Origin of the sequence: Terriglobus sp. RCC_193, from assembly GCF_041355105.1 — a bacterium.
In the GTDB taxonomy this organism is placed as follows: domain Bacteria; phylum Acidobacteriota; class Terriglobia; order Terriglobales; family Acidobacteriaceae; genus Terriglobus.
The window spans coordinates 552,213-571,548 of sequence record NZ_JBFUPK010000001.1 but is presented as its reverse complement, the minus strand read 5'-3'; the positions used below and the strand labels follow the sequence as shown (position 1 = coordinate 571,548).

Sequence of the window (19,336 nt, the reverse complement as noted above, 5' to 3'; positions counted from 1 at the left end):
TACGAAGTTCTGCGCAATGACAGGAAAAGATCGAGACAACATGATTTGAGTGTGCAATCCGACAAGCCGGATGCTTTACAGTGGAGTTGCTGCTGAGCGGCGCCTTTCCCATGACATCTGAGACTGCACTTGCCCATGAACGTTCCCAGAACATCCGCGTCCTGCTGGTAGATGACCAGCGGCTGGTGGGTGAAGCCGTACGACGCATGCTGATGGAACTACCGGGATCCGAGTTCCGCTTCTGCGCCACGCCCGCCACGGCCATTGAAACCGCAGCACAGTTCAAGCCCACAGTTATCCTGCAGGACCTCATCATGCCGGACATTGACGGATTGGAGATGGTGCGGCGGTTCCGCGCCAATCCTGGGACTGCCACGGTGCCGCTGATTGTGTTATCCAGCAAGGAAGAGGCAAAGACCAAGGCCGACGCCTTTGCCGCGGGAGCGAACGACTATCTGGTGAAGCTGCCCGACAAACTGGAGCTGCTGGCACGCGTTGCCTATCACTCCGATGCGTACAGCCTTCGCCAGGAACGCGACGAAGCCTTCGCTGCGATTCGCGGGCAGCAGGAACGCACGGCGGAAGAGCTGGCCGAAGCCAAGAACTATGTTCGTTCCCTGCTTCCCTCGCCTATCGAGCCCACTGAGTTTCTTGCCTCAGACTGGCGCTTTGTTCCCTCCACAACATTAGGCGGCGATGCCTTTGGCTATCACTGGCTGGACGATCACCGCATCGCGATCTATCTGCTGGATGTTTGCGGACATGGCGTTGGAGCGGCGTTGCTGTCTGTTAGCGCAATGAATGTGATTCGAAGCCGCACACTGCCGGACACAGACTTCCAGGCTCCGGAACAGGTGTTGCACGCGCTGAATCAGGCATTCCCGATGACGCGCCATGGCGAACGTTACTTCTCGATCTGGTATGGCGTATACGACACGCAGGCGCGTGCGTTGACCTATGCCTCTGGAGGGCATCCCCCCGCATTGCTGGTTCCGGTGGAAGGCCCGTCCAGGCAACTATCCTCCACCGGCATGATTGTCGGCGTGTTTGCAGGTGCTCCGTATGCGGCGGAGACGGTCCCCGTGGAACCGGGTTCCACACTGTACGTCTTCAGTGATGGCTGTTACGAAGTCTTAATGCCGGACGGCGAACAGATGGAGTGCCCGCCCTTCCTGAAGATGCTGGAAGAGTCGGCGCTCTCCATGCAATCGCTGGACAGCGTGGTGCGTGAGGTGCAGGAGATTCAACGTAAGCCTGAATTTGACGACGACTTCAGCCTGGTAGAGTTCCGCTTCTTCTAAGACATCTCCATGCATATTCCCCGTGAGGCGTTACGTACGGGGAATATGCATGGAGTTCGGTTGAACGCCGGTGGGCCACTGTCTTGCCTTGAGGAACTTGCTGGCATCGCAACTTTCAAACCGGTTTGGCGATTGCGGAAATATCTGGACTCCACCCTGGTAGTTCTCACGCAGGACCGTCACCTTATCCAGGTTTACGCTATAGACACGCAGGCGTTCCAGCAGATTCAACATCTGCTCTACCGAAGGCTTGTAGTGGCCGCTCTTGGTCGAGACCCAGACGATCTGCCCCTCTACGATGCGTATGGTTCCTGCAGATAACACTGCCTTGCCTGCCAGGAACGAGGAATGCAGCAGATCCATGGGGGCATTGGCGCCATGCACATAGATGTGCCCCTGCTGATCCATGGCATAAAGCGAGCCACCATCCTCAAGATCATCACCTTCCGTATCCGTGTCGTAGAGTTCAAGATTGCCTTTCCCACCGTCGACATGCGACCAGCGATAGGCCAGACCACCACGAAATGCCAGTTTCCTGCGGGCTCTCTCAGCATCATCAAACCATTGCAGAATGCCACCAGTCAGCAGGGCCTGATCACGCGACTGATCGTGTGCATCCACGGAACGTCCGAAGTTTTCAATGGCAAAATCACCCAGCGTCCACGTGGGATCCAGGATAGGGCGGACCGTTGATTCAATGTATGTCTTCAAGTCATAAATCGCCTGACGCATCAGGGACGTTGGCGTGCCTCCAAGCTTCTCCGGACGCATTCCGTACTTCTGCACAAAGCCACAGGCCGCCAGCATATGAAACTTCATCTGCAGCAGCTTTCCTGCATCGGCCTGTGGCCCCCGCTTTGACTCCGTGTCGTAATCGTCAATCAAGCGACCAATCCGTTCCATTGCAGGAAAGGGGCTTTTCTTATGAAAGCCAAAGAGCTGGTTGAATCCGATATCGCGCTTCCACTGATCCTTTGTCGGCATGCTAAAGTACGGCACTGTATCTCCCGCAGGTTTGTAGTTGGGGAATGATGTGTCATCCGGGTGCGCAGAAACAAACGTCTATTTCCGACTCACGGAAGCACTCTTCTACGACCTACAAACGTGCAGCAGGCCGAACGACGATTGGCATTTTCAATAAATTGGCCTGATCCACCGCGGCCTGACGTGCATCCGCAACCGTTGGATAAGCCCCGGAACGTACCACCGAATAGGACTCACCGTAGGCATTCCGCATTGTCATGATCGTCGCGACGATCTTTGCATCCTTCAACTGCTTCATCAGGTCGCGCGCATTCGCCGGATCACGGAAGGCTCCGTACTGCAACGCATATCCCGTTGCTGCTAACTGATACACATCACCACCAGCAGAGCCAGACGATGATGCCGCGTTGATGGCAACCGTTCCGCTGTCCGCCGCAGGCGACGTAAGCTGCACCACATCCTGCGTGGATTCGGCAGGAGCCGCGCTGACGGCAGTCGTTGGCGCAGCAAGTGTCATCGTCGCCCCGGGAACCCTGACCACAGGCGCCGTAAGCGCTGGTGATGCAGACACTTTTACCGCAGGCTGCGTTGACTGAACGACAGGAGCTGCAGCCGTAGTGGAAGCCGAAGGCGTGACCGAGATGCGCCCCATAAGAAATCCTGCTGTCACCAGCAGCACCGACATCAGCGTGGCCAGCAAGCCCAGTAGCCACATCTGCGATTTCTGGAAGGAAAAGTCGTAGCTCATGCCGGGACTCTCTTCATGGAACCATCGTGGTGAACTGACCCGGTGAAACCACCTGGATCACGCCACCCCAGTTACACATCAGCTTGGAAGTATTGTTCAGCGCGGGCATATTACCAATCAGCACGGTCGGCGATCCCGGAGCCCACGGCGCAGCGGTTGCCGGGATGCATGGCATCGGCGTCAACGCACCCAGTGCAGCCGCCGTGGCAGCGGCCACCATCGGGTTCGCCATGGAGTTGCACATGCCAAACGGCATGATGTTCGCCAGCGGCTTGTTGTCCATGATGTTTGCCACCGGTGTACTGCTGAGAACTTTGTTCGCGGGCAGCACGACCAGTGACGACGGCGCAACGCCGAAGCTGCACTGCAACAACGCTCCCATACAAACCAGTTGGCTCATCGCAACTTCCATTTTGCTTCAGCGACGCCGGAATTGCACGCCTTTCCATGCGAATGCGGATTGCTGAAGGGGATGCCCTTAGTTGATCTGGACGATAGCGCCCTTTACCGCAGTCTGCGCTCCGCTCTTCAATTCAGCAGAGGCGCCACCTTCCAGGGCCAACTGCGTTCCACCTTTTACGCTTGTCGTTGTGCCGCCGGAGACAGCCATCGTGGTGCCCCCTTTTGCGGTAAAGCCTGTGCCGGACTCAATGGTGACGGAGCCTGTTGCTTTAATCGTCAGATTGCCTGTGACGTTCAACGTGTAATTACCAGTAACGTCCTGCTTGAAGTTGGCGCTGTTCGTGTGCGCTTCGTCACCAGTTACAGCAACAGTGCTCTTGCCGCTGAGGGTTTGTTTGAAATCGCCGGTGACACTCTGCGTGTAATCGGAACTGTTAGTGTGTGTCTCTTTATCCGTAACGGTCAGGTCGCGCGTCTTCTTTACGGTGTGGGTCTCTTTGCCTTCCGCAACGGTGATGCTGAAATCGCCTTTGACCACGTTAAAGTTGAGGTCCTTCTGCGCCTGCAGAAAGACTTCTTCCGACCCGGCCTTATCTTCAAAGCGAAGCTCGTTGAAGCCCTGACCGCCCTTGGAGCTGTTCGTCTTGATGGAGCTCTTCGTTTGATCATCCGGCAGCGTATACGGCGTCGTTTGTTCGGCGTTATAGACAGCGCCTACGATCAACGGCTGTTCCGGATCGCCATTCATAAAACTAACCACCACCTCTTGCCCGATGCGCGGCGTAAACAGGCTACCCCACGTCTTCCCTGCCCACACCTGTGCCACACGCACGAAGCAGGAAGAGGTTTCATCTTTTGCAGCGGAGCTGTCCCACGGAAACTTCACCGTGATGCGGCCATATTTGTCCGTCCATATCTCTTCGCCAGCTTTACCTGTCACAACAGCTGTCTGTGTTCCGGCAATGCGATTCTTCTGTGTCACACGTGGCGGACGAAACTCTGCTGTAGCGGGGATCGCTTCGAACCGATTGCTGTACAGACCATCCGTAATCTCAATGGACATGCGGCGTATGAGCCACGACGCGTTCGCATCGGAGCGCGGATGACTGGCTAGCGTAAAGGTCACACCCGAGTGCAGATTGCTGCTGCGGCTATGACCATGAAACACCTTTGCTTCCGTTTCCAGAGCCGTGAGTCGCAGACCGGAGATCGTATCGCCGTCGCTCTTCGTGCCGTAACCGCCGGGATATTCGGCAATCTGGTAAGGCTTCTCGCCGCCGCTGGTGGAGGTCAGTGAGGTACTTGGTGTTTCAAAGTTGTACTCAAAGGTCTTGTAGCTTGCCGGAACAAGTCGTTGCTCGATGGAGCCATCCACCCCGATCATGTCGGAGCGGCCACCGGCAAACTGCAACGTGCTGGTGCCGGGAGCAGCCGCATGAGCAGAAGCATCGTCCACCAGCACCAGCGTGTCTGCAGACGCTGTGTGTTCAAAGAAGTAATAAATCCCGGCCTGCTCCATTAACCGACAGACGAAGTCCATGGTGGTTTCGCCGTACTGCACCACGTAATCCAATGCGGTGTACGTCTTCGTCAGCGAGTTCTTATACGCCGTAAATCCACGGTCGCTAAAGACTGCTTCGATGATCTGCACGACCGTCTTGCTCTGAAAAATCTGATACGCGGAGTGCATGCTCAGCAGCCAGAATGCAGGCCGGATGCGCGCACGATACATGGTGTTCGGGCGCAGGTCTGTTCCCTCCTGCGCAAACTCCACCACCGTGCCATGCAGATATTGTTTCGACGAACCATCTGGCTGCGTCATAGTAATGGCGATGTTGCCGCCAAGCACTGTGCTGAAATCTGCTGTGGATACGGTCGACAGAAGATGCGCTTCGTAATCGAATGGCTGCGATAAGCCCTCGTGCCCACGCAGCGCTGCAAGCGACATCTGCGAATCGGTAATGGGCGTGGTTACGGTGATCAGTGTGGCCATGATTGAGTCGTCTGTAGTCTTCCAGGCAATGGGTGGTTTAAGCAGCGCTGCGAACACGCAGACGCAGCGGTCCGCCATCGGTAGAGGGTTGAAGCCAGCTTGTCCAGGCCAGCCGTGCCGATCCCAACTGTGCCGTAGATGCCTCTCCCGCGGTCACAAGCAGTTCCAGATCAGCGGTGATGTTATCGCGGAGATAGAAACGCACCATGTCCATCAACTGGCGATAGTGCTGTCCGCCCGGTAGAAATCCATGGAACGTTGCGCGATCCAGCGGGCCAATACGCAACCGTATCCCAGCATCTCCAATCCATACACGCGTGCCGATGGTTGCTGTCTTTCCCAGAATGCAGGTATTACGTCCAAGCCTGCAGCGGTCTTCCTCTTCTATCCGAAACCATCGGCCAACTGCCTCGCCCAGCCGCACGGGCACTTTGAAGTGGTCCGCAAGAATGCGTGTGAGAGCCGCGGCAGAACGCGGCCGATGCCACAATAATCCCGCATAGCGCAGCCATACGCGGTCCGGCACCTGCATGCGACGACGCAATCCAACAGGGCCCAGTCCTGCGAGCGCATACACCATCTGAGCAAGTTCATTTGCCGCAGGATGCACGCTGGAGATCCACGGCGCCGTGTGCACGGTGGACGTGTAATAAAGCTCCAGCAAACGATGGTGAAAGATGTCGAGGAAGTCCGTCATTGCCATGTCGCGAACCTTTTGACGAGAGAGCAGCATCTCTGCAAAAGGCTCGGGCAAAGGCGCATTGTTCCCTGCCAGCGCCATCAGGTTAGCGATAATTTCAATCTGCCCCACCACATCCGTAGACAACCGCACGGCATGAACAGACGCGGGAGGGAAATCAAACCCTACGCGCGACCGCAGCCGCAATGAAACACGGCTGCGTGGGCGATCCATGCGCGGTACGGAGAGAGAGGCGTATGCGTCTTCCTGCAACAACTCTTCTTCCGGCGCATGTTCCACCTGCGGCAGACGTGGCGGAACAACCGGCGCAGTGGCACCGACCGATTCCGCTACGGCTCCCTGCGCAGAACACCTTCCCACATCCAGTAGAAGTCGGACCGCCTGCACAAACTCAAAGCGAAAGCCTTCCAGCAGAAGGCCCGCCTCCACGGACATGTCCGCGCCCCACGAATAGTTCGCGGAACGTGAGCGCGAACGAAGCGCCCGCAGCAGTTCCTTTGCCTGCAGTTCTCGTTCGTCCTGCCATGTTTCGTTCGTGGTGGTCATAGCACCGGCTGCTCGCTGCGCAGAGCATCAAACCGATGCGTCACACTCTTCTGCGTGGTCTCAAGCATGAGTTCTGTAAACGTGTTCACACTGCCGTACAACGCGAAGAAATGCCGCAGCACAGACGCGAACAGAAACAGACTGACGCCGGAGTAATACGACTCGTCGACATGGAGACGCACCTGCGTTCCCTGCGACCAGCCCTGCCAACCTGTTCCCGTACGACGGACAATCGGCTTCGTCTCCATGCGTCGAATACCTTCTATCTGTCGTGTCACATCGGGAAGATCCATCAGGCTGTAGAACTTCAGCATCTTCTTCAACACATCCAGCGACGAAGCGGAATCATCCAGTGATAGATGATTCAGCACAAGGTTGCTGACCAGCGCCCATCGACTGCTGCCGCCAAGCGGAGGATAGGCCGTTGCCGTGGGCTTCATAAGGCAACGGATGTTCTCAAGCGGCGCAGGCTCTTCCAACTGAAGCAGCGAGCCTTCTGAAAGCTCCTGCGCAAGAGCACGATTCGTACACAGCAGATGCGCATACACCGTGGTGGACGGAGGTTGGCGCGGATCGAACTGCAGATCGACGAAGGACAGATACATGTCGGTGCCATCCATCGTGGCATCCGATGTCTGCTGCCTGCGTGCGTACCAGAAGACCGTATTCTGCGCGTTGCCGGAGAAGTCGTAGTAAGGCTGAACGGTAGCGGAACTTTCCTGCGGATTGACGGATGCGATGACAGTCGCAATCGAATGAATCTCTGTCGTCTGTTCGCGGCGCAGGTCAGGAATCAGGCGATATTCCGAGCGGCGATAGTCCACGCGGATGGGCTCGCTGGTGCGCGAAAACAGATTGACCACCGGCGTACATCCCAGACGAAAATTCGTGGGTGAAATCGTCACACGATCTCGCGGTAGCGCGCTGAGCAAGAAGAGAATCTCAAGCCCCGACGTCGATGGATTCCGATCAAGTCCGTTCACATCCAGGAAGAGAAACTTCTCCGGCAGCAGAAAATATTCCTGCAACAATCGGTACGCAGGATGCGCCTGCGGTGGCGCGGGGATCGCCTCTTCGCCTTCATGAAAGCCCACGGCGCGCACTGCATCTCTGTCGAGGAGTACCACCTTCTTTGTCTCCGCGTCGTATAGCCCCACCTGCACGCAGTGCCCTAGCAGCAACTCGTACAGCGTTCCGGTAAGTTGCGTGGCGCCATTCAGGTAGAAGCGCAGCGTGCGTAGTTCCATCTCGCCCATCGCCATGCCCTGCGGTTCCAGCCGCAACCGCAGAACGGTCTGCACATCCGAACGGTTGTCCAGGAAGTCGAGCGACGCCTTCGGTACGAAGCCTGCTTCCGCCATACGCAGCGGCCACACCGTGGTGTCATAGCAGGTTTGAAAACGGCAGGCATGACCGTCTGCGGTATCTGCAAACAGGCGCGTCCCGCGAGGCATTTTGAATCCGGCGGTCATCTTGCCGCGCTTAGGATCGGCAGTGCATTGTGCGATCGTCAGCGGTGGTACCGGCTGCATCAGGTTGGGATACAGCACATCCAGCAGAGCCGACGTGATCTCCGGGAAGCGATCGTCCATGCGTTTCTGAAGACGGGCCGTCAGGTAAGCAAACGATTCAATCAACCGCTCGACGTGGGGATCAGCTGAACCGGAAGCTCCCAGTTCCAAACCAGCGGCAACCTTCGGATGACGCGCAGCAAAAGCGCTCCCGGAACGTCGTAACGCGTCCAGTTCCGCACGGTAATACGCGATGAGGTCGTCCTGCGTTTCCATCCCAATTCCTGCTTACATACTTATTCGACCGGCGGCAAAATCTCCGCCTCGCCTGCCTGTGGATCGACTGCCAGTGGAAACAGGATGCGTTCGCTGCGTCCGTTCACATCCATCATGCCTGTGATCGTGCCCTCTGCGCGGTCAGGACGAATCTCCGAAGGCACGAGCATGACATGCGGCGACCGCAGGCGTGGCTCAAAGATGGTGATGGCATTCACAATCAGATCGGCGTAACGCTTCATGTCCTGGAGCGATCGCATCGGCGAGAAATCCGGTGTACCGTAGTCCAACACGGTCGCCTCTGCAGGATCGAGCAACTCCGATCCGGCACGTCGCGTATTCAACAAACGTCGAAGATCGCGCAGAATCGTCTCGCGTGGAGTAAGCGCAGCGAGAGGCGCCAGCCCATCCAGTTCAATCAAACGATCGAAGAGTGAAACGGTACTGGTGCGAGTCGCTGTGCCCTGTCGCGAACGCATCGCCATACAAATCTCCCGTGGACGGCAAAGGCACCGGGCTCCGCAGTGGAGCGGCCGGTGCCCATGTCTTCCGTCCTGTTATCAGCCTGCGGCCGAAGCAAGCGTCGTACGGTCGAAGCTGGCGGTCTTGCTGCCGGACTGAGCCGTAGCGGTCGTCTGCTGTTTGTATGCCAGTTCAATCTTCGAGAATGTCAGCGTCAGCGCTTCAGAAGGAACCTGTCCGCCCGTGCTCACCTGATAGCTCTCAATCAGCGCGTTGGTCAGCGTGATGGTATAGAAGACATCGAACTTGCCGGCTTCTTCCTGCAACGTGAAGATCTTCACCGTGGCAAGGTTCGTACCAGCCACAACGGCCTGGAAGATGCCGGTGCTGGCCAGGTCCATTGCCTTGGTGATGCTGATGGAGCTCACTTCGGGCTTGCCGAAGGTACGCTTCTGGTTCGTGCCGTCTGTATACGAGGCCAGGCTGGCGCCATAGGCCCACGACTGAATGTTGATCTTGTCTTTATAGGCTGCATCCGTCAGGGTGCATTCGCCCTTGATCGTGGTTCCGAGATCAAGTACCAGATTCATGGTGTTCTCCGGGGATTCGCTGGGACTGCAGTGCCGCAGTCCAAAAGAAACTTACAGGGCGACGGCTTATCCGCCGCCCTGCAGAAACAAAGGCTAGCTGGCCGATTCCGGCAGTTCAGCTACCAGACGGATGGAGATGGTGAGTTCATCCAACTGGAAGTGAGGACGCAGGAACGCTACAGCGCGGAAGGCACCCGGACGTCCCGGAACCTCCACAACATCCACACGGCCCTCACGCAGCGGATACTTCGCCTTGGTGGCCTGCGGTGCAACGTCGTCCAGCAGCACGTAGCCGCTGAGCCAGCGATTCAGGTAGTCCGCAACACTTTCGCGGCTCTGGAAGCTGCCGATCTTGTCGCGCATCATCGCCTTGAAGTAATGCGCGAAGCGAGAAGCCGCCAGGATATACGGCAGCATGGCCGAGGTACGAGCGTTTGCGTTTGCCGCATCCGTGTCATACACCTTCGGCTTGTTGGCCGTCTGGCCGCCGAAGAACGCTGCCTGGTCCGAGTTCTTGCGATGGCAGAGCGCAATGAAGCCGAGGGTGTTCAACTCGCCTTCGCGACGATCTGTAATCGAGATTTCAGTGGGGCACTTCAGCGCGATATCGCCTTCATCCGTCAGGAAGGTATGAGCCGGCAGGCCTTCCACCAATCCGCCGCCTTCGACACCGCGGATGGCTGCGCACCAGCTATGTTTTGCAAACGCCGCAGTAATGCGCGTTGCGAGGGCATAAGCGGAATTCGTCCAGAGATACTTGGCGTGGTCAGAACCATCCACGTCCTCAGCAAAGTCGAACTCTTCCACCGGGATGGTCGCCGGGCCATACGGCAGGCGTCCCAGGGTGCGAGGCAGAGTCAGTGCAACATAACGCGAATCTTCCGATTCACGGAAAGAGCGCCACTTGATCAGTTCGGACGATTCAAAAATCTTGGACAGGTCACGCGGTCCGGAAAGGTCCGTCCAGTTGTCCATGTCCAACAGTTTGGGGCTTGCCGCCGTGATGAACGGCGCATGTGCCGAAGCCGCGATGTTTGAGAGGCCGGTCAGCAATTGGATGTCCTGCGGGTTGCGACCAAACTCATAGTCACCCACAAGAGTGGAGAACGGCGAACCACCCAGCGTGCCGTATTCCTCTTCGTAGATCTTCTTGAAAAGCGCGCTCTGGTCGAACTCCGATGCCTTCTCGATGTCCGTGAGCAGTTCCTTCTTGGTGGCGTTCAGCAGTTTGAGCTTCAGCGACGTGCTGGTTTCGGTGTTCTGCACCAGGTAGCTGAGGCCGCGCCATGCTGATTCCAACGCCTGATACGCCGGATCGTGGAGGATCTCGTTCACCTGATCGGAGATCATCTTGTCGATCTGGGCTATGCGCTGCTTGATGCCGGAGATGGTGGAATGCTTGCCAACAGGCATGCCCTCATCCAGAACCTGCGTTGCATACTCACTGATGAGTTGAATGGCATACGGACGCTGAGATTCGTCGCGAACGATGCGTCCTTCATTCAGAACGCGATCAACGACGGTACCTTCCACCACTGCGGTTGCGGTCTTGGTTTCCTTCGCCATTACTTGGCCTCCTCAGCAGTAGCTTCGCTGCTCGCCTTCAACTGCTTCAGATCTTCCGGACGCGAAACCACGTCCAGCAGAACATCATCCAGAGCCTCATTACCGTCCAGCTTGGCCAGCAGATCGTTCAGGCGCTGACGCACTGCCATCAGCTTTGCCAGATCCGGCAGGTTCTTTACCAGCGCCGACGGCGTAAAGTCGTCCAGGCTCTTGAAGGTCAGTTCCACGGGAACCGAGCCACCATCGGGAGAGAGCTTGTTCTCCACCGAAGACTTGAATGTGGGTGCGATCGCATTCATGACCGCGCCAAAGTTATCGCGATCCAGTTCAATGAACTTCCGTTCCTTGAGTGTGTCCTCCGGGGTATTGGCGCCAGACAGGTCAGCCAGAATACCCACAACGAACGGCAGTTCCTTCTTCTCAATAGCCCCGCCTGTTTCCACGTCGTACGTGATCTGCACCCGTGGAGGGCGAACCCGGTCCAATACATGCTGCATGCTTTCTGGCATTCTTCACCTCAAAGAGAAACAACGTTGATCTGCGGACTTGTTTAATAGCGAAACGGATCGTTATTACTGAATCCGCTTCCATCTTGTGCGCCGCCGTGAAGCGTGTCGGCGGTAAGCTGTTCTGGATTCTGTAACAGCTCTGGAAGAAGTTCCTGCAAACTAAGCGAGCCCCATCGCAGGGCGCGCCGAAGAAGATAGGGCACGGGGCTGTGTGGTTCTGTCCGGGCAAGATAATCCGCTGCCTGGCGAATCATTTCGTAGGCCTGCGTGCGATTCACTGGCCCTTGCCGAACTCCGTTACCGGTGGCCGGGGCAGTCAGAGCTTCCTCCTGGGAAACGTTCCATGTACTGGGTGGATTTGCCAACCCATCATACTTAAATCCTCCCTTGATAGCCGGATTTTCCAAAACATTTTGTGCTAAATCGGGAATGTCAACATTGACAGTCTCTTCCACCACTGCTTCTGGAACCATCACTCGAAGCCGGGGAACAAGGTGTTGCAGGATTCTTTCCAACTCGCGCTTGATGGCGTTCAAGCCTGGATTCTCCTTCCCGTAAACCTCATCCAGCAACGCATCCAGTGTGACGATCTCCGCAAGCGCACGCTTCACCTTCATGGCCAGAGTGGCGTAGAAGGCCTGTGAGGTGGAAGCGTCCGCCTCCTCAAAAGCGCGGAACGGATCTTCTTCAGGCGGCGTGCCCGGGTTCTCCCGCCGGTGCGCCTGATCTTCAAATTTTTTCTGGTCCAGATCGGCAAGCGAGTAACGCAACTGACCCGATGCAGACGGATCACTCACCGGGATGAAGCGCACTTCAAGCGCCATCTTCTGGTTGAGGATGCGTACCAGATTCACGCGGTACTCCACCGTATCCGGTGTAAGCGTTTCGCCAGGCTGCTCCACGGGAAACATGGTCAGCGGGTAATGCCGATGGAGCTCACGCAGCAATTCAGCACCCGCCACCACGCCATCCAAGCCGGAGAGATGCACCCATGCTTCCGCAAGCCAGACGGCTAATTGAAGGTCCTTGGACTGCGTTGTGAGCGCGTCAATGCACAACTGCTTTACCTGCGCCCAATCGGCACGCTTCTCCTCTCTTTGCCACTCTCCGACAGGTAGGCCCATGTCTGCTGAGCGCGCCTGCAGAATGGCATCCCATGTTGCGGAATAACGAAGCGACTCTCCCACCGGCGCGTCCTCGCGGATGGGCTGGAGAAGGCTCTCCACCTCTGTCAACATGCGCCCGGAAGCGCTCATCGTGCATCACCTCGTCCGGCAGCAGCGTGTTGCGGAGCTGCGTTCGGCAGCGGCAGCGCGGGCATGGCAATGGCATCCGGCTTTCCCGAAGCCAGAAGATCCAGCCGCAGGAACACCTTCGCCTCTCCAATCGTCGCAGTCTGAATGCCAGCCAGCGTCTGTACTCCTCGTTCGGGAACTCGAATCATCAATAAGTTCGGATCGCCTGAATATGCAGGATCGCGTACCGGGATGGCAAGCGTATGTGCAAGCCGTAACAATGCCCACGCATCGCGGAAGCGATAAGTTACGCCTTGCGCATTCGCGTTCATACCTGGGCCTGAGGCATCTTTGGGTACGAACGCCGCATTTTTTGCCCATCGCAATGTCAAAGTGACGGGCTGTCCCAGCGACCATGAACCTTTACGTTCGGGGTCGCCAGAACGAAAGCTGTCATTACCGATTTGTAGCGTCCACTCCGCCACCTGGTTGCCACCAGCCTCTCGAGAACGCTCAGCGCGAAAGTGCGGGATGAAGTCGATTGTGCTCGACGGCTTGCTGTTGATGGCGATAAAGAATGGCTTTGCCTGCGCCAGTTCCTCCGTGAAGATGCGCTGCACACCTGAAGAGATACTGCCACGGCGAAGCGATTGATAGACATCCAGCAATGCGTAGAACTGCGCAATGGACGAAGGATCAGCCTCAACAGCCGTGGAAGAGTTGAGGTCGGCAAAGGGATAACGACCGGCCAGTTCACCTTCGAAACGTGCGACGACTGCATCCCATGCGGAGGCTTCGCCGCTGCCACGTAATGCCTCGCAACGCGCGCGCACTTCACTGCTGAGAGTCACCGCGGTCTGTTGAAAATAGTCGCTGTTGTTGCCGTGGAACGGCGTAGACGAACATGCCGCATCGATACGCAACTTAGGTAAATCCGATGCGATGAAATCTTCCAGCGTGTGCACGGAGTTGCCAGGACGCTTCGCGTCGTACTGACGAAGCTCCGTAGCGATCTGCTGCCAACGACGCGGCAGGCGGCTGTTGTCTCCGTTGGCCAGCAGAAATTGCACGGCAGGATCGGCGGTGTTGCTATAGGCCCGCACATGCTCGCGCTCCGTTGTGAGAAACGCAGGCAGTTCCTCACCAGAAGAGCCAAGCAACGTGGCGGCAGGATCGGCTTTGCCATTCCAGCGTTCCAGTGCGGCAGGAGAAATGCCGTACAGATTCTGCGCGTTGAAGGAACGATCCAACGCACTCAGCAGCGATAACGCCTGCTCATCCGCAACGATGCGAAGACGCGTATATGGCCCATTGAGGCCATTCGCACGCATGGTGGCCAGCACGTCGTTCAGCGTTGGCGCAGCTGCTGCGAAACGCTGCAGAGCAGGTTGGATCTCCGCAAGCGAGGGAGACGCAGGCAGCGCGGGGCCGCTGATCTGCGCATGAGCCACGGCCGATTCCATCGCCACGCCAACACGTTCGCGTGCAATGGCACCCAGGCTTGACTGTAACGATGGGGGCACCTGTTGCAAACTCTCGGTCATGTAACGCCGAAGCGCATCCGGCAGCTTCATGGCTTCCTGCAACGCGGCCTTATTCCAGTCCGTCGAATTGTTTCCCTGCGTCAGTGATGCTGTCACAGGGTCCGACGGTGTCACAAAGCTCAGGTTCAATAGATTCTCAAGGCCAAGTTGCACCTCCTGCGCCTTGGGCGTCAGTTGCAGACGTCCTCCGCTGCTGGTCAGCAATGCGCCAGCCTGTGGTGCCTGAAGGCTATCCAATGCTTCCGTCATGCGACGGAAGGCCTCCTCAGCATCCTGCTGCATGGTGGGGCGCAGCGATGAAGGAAGATACGGTGTCTGCCCGATCGGCTCCAACGTCACGCGATAGAGCGCCGTGGGCATGCGGAATTCGTCGCTACCCACCCATGCAAGGTCTGGACGGCGGAGTACATTGTTCAGATCAGAAAAAGCTCTCTGCGCTGTGCGGATGTCTTCATACGATGGCTGTCCTTTGCCACTGATCTTTCGCAGCGCAATGACCAGCGATTCACCTGCAAAGCGTATTGGGTTGTTCTCAATCGCATCTGAGAGCAGCAGCGCATTCATATCGCGAAACCGCTGTGCGGCGTTGCGTTCATCCACGGATGTATAACGGAATGGTCTCCACGGAGCGCTTGCGATGGCCTGCTCAAACGCCGGGCTTGTCGCATCGGAAGGAAGCGTTACCTCCGGCCTGTTGTTGAGATACGCATCCAGTTCCACAACCTCTTGCAAGCCAGCACCAGAACCAGGTGTGCTGAGGCGCGTATACAGGTTGACGTGTTGCTGAAGATTCAGAAGGCTATCGACGAAGTGTTGCTGAATGCGATAGCTGGGCAGGTCTTCGAGCGCAACGGAACCGCGCCCACTGCCGCTGGGATCGTTGGGCCTTACCACTACATCGGGGCTTCCCTGCTGCAACACATCCGCGCTGGTAATCTGTGCGGCCTTACGTTCCAGTTGGCGCTCAAAGCGTTCCAGCACCAGCACGCGGAATGCCGGTGCAATGGCCTTCTGCACACTCGCATCGAGCGGACTGCCCCATGACGACGGATAGAAGATGGAGTGCACACGGCTGTCCGAAGCCTGCAGTGTGACGCGGATCAGGTCGTCCGTGGGTGTCTGAATGACAGCATCATCCGCCAGCAAAGGCGCATCCACGGCACGCATACGCATATCGTTGGCAACGTTGGTCAGCAAAGGCGCCAGTCGGTCACGCGTTGCGGCCATGCTGCGATAGCCAAAGATCATGCCGATGATGAATACAACGGCGAGCCCGGCACTGGTCCATTGAAGTATGCGGCGCGTCTGATCGCGCGATTGAAACGAGTTGGCCAGCGGTACAGCGAGGGTGCGCTCTGGAAAGATCCGACGCAGAATCAGATCGCGCACGTAGACGATGCGTGCCGTCTCACTGGGCCAACGCTCCACCATTTCCGGGACACCGGTGGTGGCAAGTGCACCCCAATCAAAGCCACGGGAACTGTCGTGGCCACCTTTCATAAAGCCGGTGTCGATAAACGTTGCCCGCGGCAAATTGCTCCGCATGGGCACCGCGACATGCGGCACAGCGGCAAAGGCTACTCGCTGCCGTTGTGTCTGCCACAGATCATCCGGCAGCATGCCTGTGAGATAGATCCCGCGAAAGAACGGCTCCGGGACATTGCCCGAGGAACGCAATGCACGCGACAGGAATACCTTCAGGCGCGGCTGCAATCCAAGCAGATGGATGGGCAGCAAGGACATTGCATCATGAGAACGCGTCCACTCCTCCACCGCAAAGATCTGCTGAATCCGATAGTCCAACGCAATGCGCATTTCGGACAGCGCTACGTCCGTCCATTCGCCGCGGAACTGCAGATCGGCAGAGTAAGGATTGGACCATCCGAACATCTCGTCGCGCTGCTCTGCAGTAAGCGCATGCGCCAGTTCGCGGAAGCCATCAATGCTATCCGCATGCGTGATGACGATATAGACCGGTAAACGCAAGCCTGCGTCCGATTGAATCTGCCGCAGACGTTGCTGCAGATAGGTGGCTCGCTCCACCAGTGTGGAAGGCTCCAATGCTGCGGGGCCAATCAGGTCTTTCGCGGAGATCGCTACTACCACGCCATCAATGGGCCGTTCCGGACGATGACGCCGTAACATCATCATCAATCGCCGCCATGTTGCAGTTGCGTTGGTGCCATTGCCGAACGACCAGTCCCCTGCAACATCCAGCAGAACGCCTTCCGGCAGGAAGTTCCATGTAATGCCCGCGCCCTGTTCCACCTGCACCTGGTCTGTGATCTCGGACGCCAGTGATGAATCCGCGAGGAGCGCCGACTTACCCGATGCGCTGCTGCCAATCAGCAGATACCACGGCAAAACATACTTGAAATCCGCATCGCCAGTACGTTCCTGCAACAGGTTCATGGCCCCGCGAAAGCTGGTAGCCATCTCGGTTGTGGCCACCAGCGAAGTATTCGCAGAAGCCTCAGTGGAGGCGGGTGTGATGGATGTCTCTTTCGCCGACCGCGAACGGCTCAACAAAAAGATGGCAGCAACAATGACCACCAGCAGCAACACCGTGGCGATGACAAGAACAATGTAGAGCGTAGAGCCGGTCATGGCAGCGTCGCTCCTGAATCCACGCCAGCAGCATGTTGAATGCGTTGCAGCTGTTCATGCAGCGGCGACGTCAACGACGCCCATATGGCCCACGAGATCAGTAACCACGCCACCACCACACCCGCGACTGCAAACCACCAGCGATGCGGATTAGGTAGTCGACGAAACTCTTCCGCAGGGGGCACAACGTCATACGCCTGCGCAAACAAGACACCATCATCCGCGGAATCGGGCGCTCGATGATACAGCCGCAGGAACAACTGTCTGCGATAGCGCGAAAGCACTCTTTGCGGATCATTATTGCGATACTTGCCGCGAAAATTCATCGACAGCGCCAGGAAGAAAACCATGGCCAACTCAGCCGATCCGGCGTCGCCCTGCTTTAACAAAGCATCCAATCGCGTGAAGAATATCTCGCCTGAAGCATGTGAACGAAAGAGTTCTTCCTCTAAGAGCCGCCAGCCTGCCTTACCGGGCCAGTTCGCTGTCAGCAGGACTTCATCCGCCAACGCAGCCATCACATACTGCGCTTCGCGAAGCACCGTGATGCCATAGGACCCGCCCAACGCCATGCTCTGATACGTCTGCTGTTCCAGCAGATTCAACAGGCGGTTGCGCCCTTCTTCGCGTTGCGCTGCAATCAGATCTTCCGCAGCAGGCCACAACGGGTTGGCTGAAGGCATAACCGGCGGTGGCTCTGGCGTATCTATGACCGCCCCGGCGCTACGCGCAGCCGCAACCGCTGCGGCAGTGGCGGCGGCAGCGGCGGCATAGGCCGCTGCTACTGGCGATGGCGCCTCTACTGTATTTAACTCCGCTGCAATGGACGGTCCAGGAGACGCCACCGGACGCTCCAATTGGTCACGCAAATGCAATAGCTCCGCACAAAACTGGCGGAACTGCATCAGCAGCAGCGAATTCTCCAGATCCAACGCTTCAGCCACGCGATCCTGCCAAACTGCACTCCTCTCATCGCCGCGAACACCGTCGCGACGACGGCGTTTATCCCTGCATGATGTACAACATCATCTCCGCAGGCTCGCCCGAGGTCTGCTCCGGGTTGCGGCTGCTGACCTCCAGCATCTCGCCGCCCTGAATAAATTCATCGTCATTGCCAATGCGGAACAGCAGTGTATCCGGCCCGGTGAACAGCCCCGGTTCGCGTTCCACGCGCGCACGCCGTGCCCCCAGGATGCGCCGTTGGCGCATGCTGTCCTGCAGGATGGAGCTGCCAATCAACGACTGCTCAGCCCACGTAACCATCTCCTGTGCGGGCTTACCTTCATTGCGCATGCTGATCAGCAGCGGCTTGCCCTTCCATGCAGGTTCAAACATTAGGTAAAACGTGCCATCGCCATGCTGGAACGGAATGCCTAGGAAATCCGTGGAGCTATTCTCTGCCAGCACACGATTGATGTACGCCTTCACTTCCGCAAAATTCGCCACCACGTCTGCATGATCGTAACGCGCAAAGTTCGGTGGAATGGGATCCGACGAGATACCGGCGATATGACCGGCAAGCGCACAAAGTGTCGTATACACCGTGAACGGATGCGCCTCTCCCGCCTCCAGTACAGCCTCGCTATACGGCAACATGGCCACAAGCTGCTGCACGGCCGTCCTGCGTGCCACATCCATGTCCTGCCGTTCCTGCGCGGACAGCGAACGATATTGTTGCTGCAGAACGATGGCCACCTCACGCACACGACGCAGCAGCGTAATGCATTCGCCGATTAACGAAGCGTCTTTCTCCAGAAGACGAGTTGGTGGAACATAGTTATCCAAAACCACAAATGCGCCAGTGCGGTATTGCAGGCGCGCCAACGGAATGCTGACAAAACGTGACGGAGGAGGAGTGCGCGAGGCAATCAATTGCAGCCGAACTTGTAGACGCGGGATGGGCACATTGTTTTCATCGGTCGCTTCCGGCAGTTCATCGCGTCCGGGTTGCGCCGGCTGATAGCGCCACACACGCTCTTCTCCCTCGCGATGCGCCGGTATCGCCGCATAGATCATGAACGGCCCGACTTTTAATTCTGCGTCGATCGCGTTCAGATCAAGCGCGAGCGTGCCACCGAGACGAGCATCGTGCCAAACGGTAAGACCATCCGGAAAGATAGCCTCAAACTCCGTCAGATAAAACGAGCCATTCATCAACTCCGCTTCGCCGATGCCAAGGCGAAAGACACCCCAGTTAAACGGAGCAGAGGTGACGGAGGCGTGCTCCAGCAGACGCTCCAGACGGATCGTCAGATCATCAAAGTGCTGCGGTGTAAGCAGCATGCCGTCGTGCCACTCAATGGGTCCCGGCACCGCTACCAGCGAAACACTCACGCCTGTCCTCCTTGAAACACTTCTGAAT

General features: G+C 57.5%; 15 protein-coding genes. 1 reads left to right on the top strand and 14 read right to left on the bottom strand.

Going from position 1 to position 19,336, the window contains the following annotated elements; all coding sequences use genetic code 11:
* Nucleotides 1-110: 110 nt before the first annotated feature.
* On the top strand, nt 111-1,301 hold the full coding sequence (locus tag AB6729_RS02340) for a PP2C family protein-serine/threonine phosphatase (protein WP_371079944.1): 1,191 nt from the start codon (nt 111-113) through the stop codon (nt 1,299-1,301).
* A gap of 30 nt (nt 1,302-1,331) precedes the next feature.
* Here AB6729_RS02340 and AB6729_RS02335 read toward each other — a convergent pair whose 3' ends face one another.
* The 14 genes from AB6729_RS02335 to tssK form a co-directional block, all read right to left on the bottom strand.
* Nucleotides 1,332-2,300 carry a hypothetical protein gene (locus AB6729_RS02335; protein WP_371079943.1) on the bottom strand — a complete coding sequence of 323 codons (969 nt, stop codon included), beginning with the start codon at nt 2,298-2,300 and terminating at the stop codon, nt 1,332-1,334.
* Between the two features lie 97 nt (nt 2,301-2,397).
* A complete protein-coding gene (locus tag AB6729_RS02330; protein ID WP_371079942.1) occupies nt 2,398-3,033 on the bottom strand; it encodes an SPOR domain-containing protein in 636 nt (211 codons plus the stop codon).
* A 13-nt stretch (nt 3,034-3,046) separates the two neighbouring features.
* Nucleotides 3,047-3,433, bottom strand: coding sequence for a DUF4280 domain-containing protein (locus AB6729_RS02325; protein WP_371079941.1), 387 nt, complete (start codon nt 3,431-3,433; stop codon nt 3,047-3,049).
* Between the two features lie 78 nt (nt 3,434-3,511).
* Nucleotides 3,512-5,428 (bottom strand): type VI secretion system Vgr family protein, encoded by a 1,917-nt coding sequence (locus tag AB6729_RS02320; protein WP_371079940.1) that lies wholly within the window; start codon nt 5,426-5,428, stop codon nt 3,512-3,514.
* A 37-nt stretch (nt 5,429-5,465) separates the two neighbouring features.
* The gene (tssG, locus tag AB6729_RS02315; protein ID WP_371079939.1) at nt 5,466-6,674 is read right to left on the bottom strand and encodes a type VI secretion system baseplate subunit TssG; all 1,209 of its coding nucleotides are present in this window, start codon (nt 6,672-6,674) and stop codon (nt 5,466-5,468) included.
* On the bottom strand, nt 6,671-8,461 hold the full coding sequence (gene tssF, locus AB6729_RS02310; protein WP_371079938.1) for a type VI secretion system baseplate subunit TssF: 1,791 nt from the start codon (nt 8,459-8,461) through the stop codon (nt 6,671-6,673). Before tssF ends, tssG begins: the two co-directional genes overlap by 4 nt.
* A gap of 20 nt (nt 8,462-8,481) precedes the next feature.
* Nucleotides 8,482-8,946 (bottom strand): type VI secretion system baseplate subunit TssE, encoded by a 465-nt coding sequence (tssE, locus tag AB6729_RS02305; protein WP_371079937.1) that lies wholly within the window; start codon nt 8,944-8,946, stop codon nt 8,482-8,484.
* A 75-nt stretch (nt 8,947-9,021) separates the two neighbouring features.
* On the bottom strand, nt 9,022-9,513 hold the full coding sequence (locus AB6729_RS02300; protein WP_371079936.1) for a type VI secretion system tube protein Hcp: 492 nt from the start codon (nt 9,511-9,513) through the stop codon (nt 9,022-9,024).
* A gap of 93 nt (nt 9,514-9,606) precedes the next feature.
* Entirely contained in the window at nt 9,607-11,079 is a 1,473-nt protein-coding gene (gene tssC / locus AB6729_RS02295) for a type VI secretion system contractile sheath large subunit (protein ID WP_371079935.1), read from the bottom strand.
* The gene (gene tssB, locus AB6729_RS02290) at nt 11,079-11,576 is read right to left on the bottom strand and encodes a type VI secretion system contractile sheath small subunit (RefSeq protein WP_371079934.1); all 498 of its coding nucleotides are present in this window, start codon (nt 11,574-11,576) and stop codon (nt 11,079-11,081) included. The genes tssC and tssB overlap by 1 nt, the downstream gene beginning before the upstream one ends.
* A 53-nt stretch (nt 11,577-11,629) precedes the next feature.
* Nucleotides 11,630-12,844: a type VI secretion system protein TssA gene (tssA, locus tag AB6729_RS02285; RefSeq protein WP_371079933.1), complete on the bottom strand. Its 1,215-nt coding sequence runs from the start codon at nt 12,842-12,844 to the stop codon at nt 11,630-11,632.
* Nucleotides 12,841-16,974, bottom strand: a complete 4,134-nt coding sequence (locus AB6729_RS02280) for a type VI secretion protein IcmF/TssM N-terminal domain-containing protein (protein WP_371079932.1) — start codon at nt 16,972-16,974, stop codon at nt 12,841-12,843. Before AB6729_RS02280 ends, tssA begins: the two co-directional genes overlap by 4 nt.
* Nucleotides 16,971-17,918: a DotU family type IV/VI secretion system protein gene (locus AB6729_RS02275; RefSeq protein WP_371079931.1), complete on the bottom strand. Its 948-nt coding sequence runs from the start codon at nt 17,916-17,918 to the stop codon at nt 16,971-16,973. Before AB6729_RS02275 ends, AB6729_RS02280 begins: the two co-directional genes overlap by 4 nt.
* A 58-nt stretch (nt 17,919-17,976) precedes the next feature.
* The gene (gene tssK, locus AB6729_RS02270) at nt 17,977-19,308 is read right to left on the bottom strand and encodes a type VI secretion system baseplate subunit TssK (RefSeq protein WP_371079930.1); all 1,332 of its coding nucleotides are present in this window, start codon (nt 19,306-19,308) and stop codon (nt 17,977-17,979) included.
* Nucleotides 19,309-19,336 lie beyond the last annotated feature (28 nt).